Origin of the sequence: Cyanobium sp. LEGE 06143 (assembly GCF_015207535.1) — a bacterium.
Classification (GTDB): Bacteria; Cyanobacteriota; Cyanobacteriia; order PCC-6307; family Cyanobiaceae; genus NIES-981.
Map to the genome: position 1 here is coordinate 1 of NZ_JADEWP010000173.1, position 5,761 is coordinate 5,761.

The following is a 5,761-nucleotide window of genomic DNA, read 5'->3' on the forward strand; positions in this document are numbered from 1 at the left end:
CATCCTCCACTTTGCGAGCGAACCGCGAACGCAGTACGCCGAGATCCTGCTCGAAGCAGGGTCCCTCAACGAGGCCGACCACCTTGCCCAGCAGGCCGCTGAACGCATGCTCGAAGGGATCGACAGGATCTGTGAAGACGCCAAGGTCCTCCAGGCCGATCGTCTCAAAAGCGAGGAACTGGCCATCGAGGTGCAGGTGGGGGAGGAGCTGATCCGCCTCGAGCACGCCTACAGCCACAAGCGGCTGCGCTTCGTGGTGCACCTCTGCCGCTGGAGCAGCGGCGAGCCCCAGCCCCTGGCCAGCCAGCAGCTGCGCTGGGTGCGGCCGGAGCAGCTGGCGGACTTTCCCTTCCCGGCGGCGAACGCCCGCATCATTGCCGCCCTGCAGGAGCGGCTTGCCCGGGGGCTGGTGGAGCCCGGCTGACGCCGGCTCGGCCTTGGGCCAGCCTGGGGGGAGCTGGCCCCGTCCCCATGGCTGCCTCACCACCGCTGGTGCTCTGCCTCGGCGAGGCGCTCGTGGATCGCCTGGGCCCCCTGGGCGGCGATCCCGCCAGCGCCCCTGCCGGCGACTGCGACGACCGCCTCGGTGGCGCCCCCGCCAACGTGGCCTGCGCCCTGGCCCGCCTGGGCAGGCGGGCGGCCTTCCTGGGCCGGCTGGGCCGGGACCCGGCTGGCGAGGCCCTGGCGGCGCTGTTCCGGGCCCGGGGCGTCGACACCAGCGGCCTGCAGTGGGATGCCGAGCGGCCCACCCGCATCGTGCTGGTGCGCCGTGACCTGGCCGGCGAGCGCCAGTTCGGTGGCTTCGCGGGCAACCGTGGCGAGGGCTTCGCCGACGAGGCCCTGCAGGCCGGCACCCTGCCGCAGCAGGCCAGCTGGTTGCTGGTGGGCACCCTGCCCCTGGCCGGCGGCGCCGCGGCGGCCCTGGACCGCGCCGTGGAGCAGGCCGGAATCGCCGGCGTGGCCCTGGCTGTGGATGTCAACTGGCGACCCACCTTCTGGGATGACACGGCGCCGCCGGACGCGGCTCCCAGGCCGGAGCAGGCCGCTGCCATGCTCGCCCTGCTGCAGCGGGCCGCCCTGCTCAAGTGCGCCGCCGAAGAGGCGCAGTGGCTGTTCGGCAGTGCCGATCCAGAGCAGGTTCGGGCGGCCCTGCCCCAGCAGCCGGCCGTGGTGGTCACCGATGGGGCGGCGCCGCTGCGCTGGTGCCTGGGACGATCCAGTGGCGTCATGGCCCCCTACCGGGTGCCGGTGCTCGACAGCACCGGGGCCGGGGATGCGTTCACGGCCGGGCTGCTGCATGGCCTGGTGGCCAGGCCTGATCTGCTGGGTGGCCAGGACGGGCTGGCGGTGGAGCAGCTGATGCGCTTCGCCAGCGGCTGCGGCGCCCTGGTGTGCCAGGGGGCCGGCGCCATCGATCCCCAGCCCACTGCCGCTCAGGTGGAGGCCTTTCTGGCGGCTCGGCAGAGCGGGCCTCCGCACTGATCGGCCTGCTGAGACAGAACAGCTAGCGAGCCTTGGCCGGGCGCCAGAGCAGGGCCTGGCGGCCGGCCTCGGGGTCGGCGCCATCCAGCAGCTGCAGCTCCAGCCACCAGGCCTCGCTGGGGGGCAGGCTCAGCCGCTCGGGCCATTCCACGGCCAGCACGGCGCCCAGCTCAAGCGCACTTTCCTCTTCCTGGGCCAGCAGCTCATCCGCCGCGCCCGCCTGCTCCAGCCGGTAGAGATCGAGGTGCACCAGCGGCCGCGCCGCTGCATCGGCTCCCCGCGGCAGGTAGTGCTGGGCCAGGGCGAAGGTGGGGCTGGTGATCGGTTCGTCGATGCCCAGGGCCGTGGCCAGGCCCTGCACCAGGCAGGTCTTGCCGCTGCCGAGGTCGCCCTGCAACAGCAGCATTGGCGCCTGGGCCGCCAGCCCCGGGCCCGTGGGCCTCAGCCACAGTGCCAGCGCCGCCCCCAGGGCCCGGGTGGCGCAGGCATCGGCGAGCTGCTGGCGGCGCCAGGGCGGGCTGGAGGGGCTCACGCGGATCCGGAAGCTGTCTGTAGATTGCCGCTCAAGCGAGCCCGAAGCCTCGGCGTCTCTGCAGATATTTCCCCAACCACGCCCTCCCAGCCGGGAGTGAGCTGTTCTTCAGGAGTCCCAACCATGGTGGCCACCCCCACTGCGCCCACGCTGCAGACCACATCGTCTTATGTGATTGCCGACATCGACCTCGCTGACTTCGGTCGCAAGGAGATCGCCATTGCCGAAACGGAGATGCCGGGCCTGATGGCCCTGCGCCGCAGCTTCGGCGCCCAGCAGCCCCTCAAGGGCGCCCGCATCGCCGGGTCGCTGCACATGACGATCCAGACGGCTGTTCTGATCGACACCCTCACGGCCCTCGGCGCCGAGGTGCGCTGGGCCAGCTGCAACATCTTCTCCACCCAGGACCACGCCGCCGCCGCGATCGCCGCCAGCGGCGTGCCTGTGTTCGCCTACAAGGGCGAAAGCCTCGATGAGTACTGGGCCTTCACCCACCGCATCCTCGAGTGGGGCGATGGCGGCACGCCCAACATGATCCTCGACGACGGTGGCGATGCCACCGGTCTGGTGATTCTCGGCACCAAGGCCGAGCAGGATCCCTCAGTTCTCGATCACCCCTCCAACGAAGAGGAAACCGCTCTCTTCAACAGCATCCGCCAGAAGCTCGCCGCCCAGCCGGGCTTCTACTCCCGCATCCATGCCGCCATCCAGGGCGTCACCGAGGAAACCACCACGGGCGTGGCGCGGCTGTACCAGCTCCAGAAGGCCGCTGAACTCCCCTTCCCGGCGATCAACGTCAACGATTCGGTCACCAAGAGCAAGTTCGACAACCTCTACGGCTGCCGCGAATCCCTGGTGGATTCGATCAAGCGCGCCACCGACGTGATGGTGGCCGGCAAGGTGGCCCTGGTGATGGGTTACGGCGATGTGGGCAAGGGCTCGGCCCAGTCGCTCAGAGGCCTCGGCGCCACGGTGATGATTGCCGAGATCGACCCCATCTGCGCCCTGCAGGCGGCCATGGAGGGCTACCGCGTGGTGCGCCTCGACGACGTGGTGGCCGACGTGGACATCTTCGTGACCGCCACCGGCAACTTCCAGGTGATCCGCCACGAGCACCTGATCCGCATGAAGGATCAGGCGATCGTCTGCAACATCGGCCACTTCGACAACGAGATCGATGTGGCGTCCCTGAAGCAGTACAGCTGGGACAACATCAAGCCCCAGGTGGATCACATCCTGCTGCCCAGCGGCAACCGGATCATCCTGCTGGCTGAGGGCCGGCTCGTGAACCTGGGCTGCGCCACCGGCCACCCCAGCTTCGTGATGAGCAACTCCTTCACCAACCAGGTGCTGGCCCAGATCGAGCTGTTCTCCAAGGGGGACCAGTACGGCAAGGAGGTGTACGTGCTGCCCAAGCACCTCGACGAGATGGTGGCCCGCCTGCACCTCGAGAAGATCGGCGCCCGGCTCACTGAGCTCAGCGCCGAGCAGGCCGCCTACATCAACGTGCCGGTGGAAGGGCCCTACAAGCTCGAGCACTACCGCTACTGAGCTGCTTCGTCGGTCTGGCGCCCCGGTCGGGCCCCCTCCGTGGGGGCCCTGGCCTGCGTTCAGAACGGCACTTCCTCCTCACTGGGTTCGCCACCGCCGTAGCCGCCCCCACCGCCGAAGCTGCCGCCACCTGCGCCCATGGCGCCCTCGGCGTCGCGGCGGGAGCCCAGCAGCTCGAGGCGATCCACCCGGATCACCGGTTTGGTGCGCTCCTCACCGCTGGTGCGATCGGTCCAGCGGTCGAGCTTGAAGCTGCCGATGATCCCCAGCAGGGAGCCCTTGCGCACATAGTCGGCGGCCACCTGGGCCTGCTTGCCCCAGATCTCGAGGTTGAACCAGTCCGGTTCGTCGTCGCGGCTGCGCCGGTTCACCGCCAGGGTGAGGTTGGCCACCACGCTGCCGGACTCGAAGTAGCGCACTTCGGGATCGCGGCCGGCACGGCCGACGAGAGTGATGGAATTGACGCCCATAGCGGGTCTCCTTGGTCGATTGGATCAATGATGCGGCACCCCTTGAGGCGCCCTCAGCGGTTCAGTTCCACCCTGGGGGCCGGCTGTAACGCTCCCCGATGGTCCCCGTATGATGCGGGGCTGCCTCAACAGATGTCCGTGTTCTTTCGTCGTTTCCAGTTCTCCCGCGACATCGGCATCGATCTGGGCACGGCCAACACCTTGATGTATGTGTCGGGCAAGGGCATTGTGCTGCAGGAGCCTTCAGTGGTGGCCCTGGATCTGGAGCGCGGTGTGCCCCTGGCGGTGGGCGATGAGGCCAAGCTGATGCTGGGCCGCACCCCCGGCAACATCCGGGCCATCCGGCCGCTGCGCGACGGCGTGATCGCCGACTTCGACGCCGCCGAACAGATGATCAAGACCTTCATCCAGAAGGGCAACGAGGGCCGCGGCATCGTGGCGCCGCGGCTGGTGATCGGCATCCCCAGCGGCGTCACCGGCGTGGAGCGCCGCGCCGTGCGGGAAGCGGGGCTGGCGGGCGCCCGGGAGGTGCATCTGATCGATGAGCCCGTGGCCGCGGCCATCGGCGCCGGTCTGCCGGTGACCGAGCCCGTGGGCACCATGATCGTGGACATCGGCGGCGGCACCACCGAGGTGGCGGTGCTCAGCCTCGGCGGCACGGTGCTGAGTGAATCCGTCCGCGTGGCGGGCGATGAACTCAGTGATTCGATCGGCGTGTACCTCAAGAAGGTGCACAACCTGGTGGTGGGTGAGCGCACCGCCGAGGACATCAAGATCCGGATCGGCTCGGCCTTCCCCGACGACGAGCACGACGAGACCTCCATGGACGTGCGCGGCCTGCACCTGCTCTCCGGCCTGCCCCGCACCATCAACGTGCGGGCCGGCGACATCCGCGAGGCCATGGCCGAGCCCCTCAACGTGATCGTGGAGGCCGTGAAGCGCACCCTGGAGCGCACGCCGCCGGAGCTGGCGGCCGACATCGTTGATCGCGGCATCATGCTGGCCGGCGGCGGCGCCATGGTGCGCGGCATCAGCGACCTGATCAGCCACGAGACGGGCATCCTCACCCACATCGCCGAAGACCCGCTCCTCTGTGTGGTGATGGGCTGCGGCATGGTCCTGGAGGACTACAAGCGCTTGGAGCGCGTGCTGGACACTCCTGACTTCGTGCGCATGGCGGCCTGAGCTCCATGCCGTCGGACCGCCAGCCGCGACTGCCGCCGCTGCGCCGGCTCAGGGCCTTCTGGCCCTGGGGGCTGCTGCTGCTGGCCCTGGTGGGGGTCCGTCTCAGCAAGGGAGCTGGGCTGAGCGATGCCTATGCCCTGCTGAGTCGCCCGTTCTGGCCGGGCAGTGCCCAGGGGGAATGGATCAGGTCGGCCCAGCAGCTCGACCAGCAGACCCGCCTCTCGATGCTGGAGGCGGACAACCTGCGGCTACGGGAGCTGCTTGATCTGCAGCAGGCCGGAGGCAATGCGATTCCTGCCCCCGTGATCTCCCGCACCGCCGGTGGCTGGTGGCGCCAGTTGGTGCTCGGGCGGGGCTCCCTGCAGGGGGTGGCGCCGGGCCAGGCGGTGGTGGCCCCCGGCGGTCTGGTGGGGCGGGTGGTCAGCGTGACACCCAGCACGGCCACGGTGGCCCTGCTCACCGATTCCAGCAGCCGGGTGGGGGTGTGGGTGGCCCGGGTCAGGCGCCATGGGCTGCTGGTGGGCCTCGGCACCCCCAGGCC

At 69.9% G+C, this 5,761-nt stretch carries 7 protein-coding genes; 5 read left to right on the top strand and 2 right to left on the bottom strand.

The genetic code is table 11. From position 1 onward, the window contains the following. Together IQ216_RS14315 and IQ216_RS11250 are read left to right on the top strand one after the other, a co-directional pair. A partial coding sequence (locus IQ216_RS14315; protein ID WP_228007428.1) for an NUDIX domain-containing protein occupies positions 1 to 424 on the top strand: 424 nt, incomplete at its 5' end. A 47-nt stretch (positions 425 to 471) separates the two neighbouring features. After that, positions 472 to 1,482 (top strand): carbohydrate kinase, encoded by a 1,011-nt coding sequence (locus tag IQ216_RS11250; RefSeq protein ID WP_193815531.1) that lies wholly within the window; start codon positions 472 to 474, stop codon positions 1,480 to 1,482. 22 nt (positions 1,483 to 1,504) lie between these two features. On the opposite strand, the gene tsaE is transcribed toward IQ216_RS11250, so the two are convergent. Continuing rightward, positions 1,505 to 2,014 carry a tRNA (adenosine(37)-N6)-threonylcarbamoyltransferase complex ATPase subunit type 1 TsaE gene (tsaE, locus tag IQ216_RS11255; protein WP_370566718.1) on the bottom strand — a complete coding sequence of 170 codons (510 nt, stop codon included), beginning with the start codon at positions 2,012 to 2,014 and terminating at the stop codon, positions 1,505 to 1,507. Positions 2,015 to 2,137: 123 nt separating this feature from the next. Between tsaE and ahcY the strand changes: the two genes are divergently transcribed. Continuing rightward, the gene (gene ahcY, locus IQ216_RS11260) at positions 2,138 to 3,565 is read left to right on the top strand and encodes an adenosylhomocysteinase (protein ID WP_193815532.1); all 1,428 of its coding nucleotides are present in this window, start codon (positions 2,138 to 2,140) and stop codon (positions 3,563 to 3,565) included. Positions 3,566 to 3,624: 59 nt separating this feature from the next. Here ahcY and IQ216_RS11265 read toward each other — a convergent pair whose 3' ends face one another. After that, positions 3,625 to 4,035: a single-stranded DNA-binding protein gene (locus tag IQ216_RS11265; protein ID WP_193815533.1), complete on the bottom strand. Its 411-nt coding sequence runs from the start codon at positions 4,033 to 4,035 to the stop codon at positions 3,625 to 3,627. A gap of 138 nt (positions 4,036 to 4,173) precedes the next feature. Between IQ216_RS11265 and IQ216_RS11270 the strand changes: the two genes are divergently transcribed. Then, on the top strand, positions 4,174 to 5,220 hold the full coding sequence (locus tag IQ216_RS11270; RefSeq protein WP_304523750.1) for a rod shape-determining protein: 1,047 nt from the start codon (positions 4,174 to 4,176) through the stop codon (positions 5,218 to 5,220). A 5-nt stretch (positions 5,221 to 5,225) separates the two neighbouring features. Then, a partial coding sequence (gene mreC, locus IQ216_RS11275; RefSeq protein WP_193815534.1) for a rod shape-determining protein MreC occupies positions 5,226 to 5,761 on the top strand: 536 nt, incomplete at its 3' end.

Excerpts from the sequence above, each read along its gene's own strand:
- IQ216_RS11250 (WP_193815531.1), top strand. The coding sequence starts at position 472 with ATGGCTGCCTCACCACCGCTGGTGCTCTGCCTCGGCGAGGCGCTCGTG.
- ahcY (WP_193815532.1), top strand. The coding sequence starts at position 2,138 with ATGGTGGCCACCCCCACTGCGCCCACGCTGCAGACCACATCGTCTTAT.
- IQ216_RS11265 (WP_193815533.1), bottom strand. The coding sequence starts at position 4,035 with ATGGGCGTCAATTCCATCACTCTCGTCGGCCGTGCCGGCCGCGATCCC.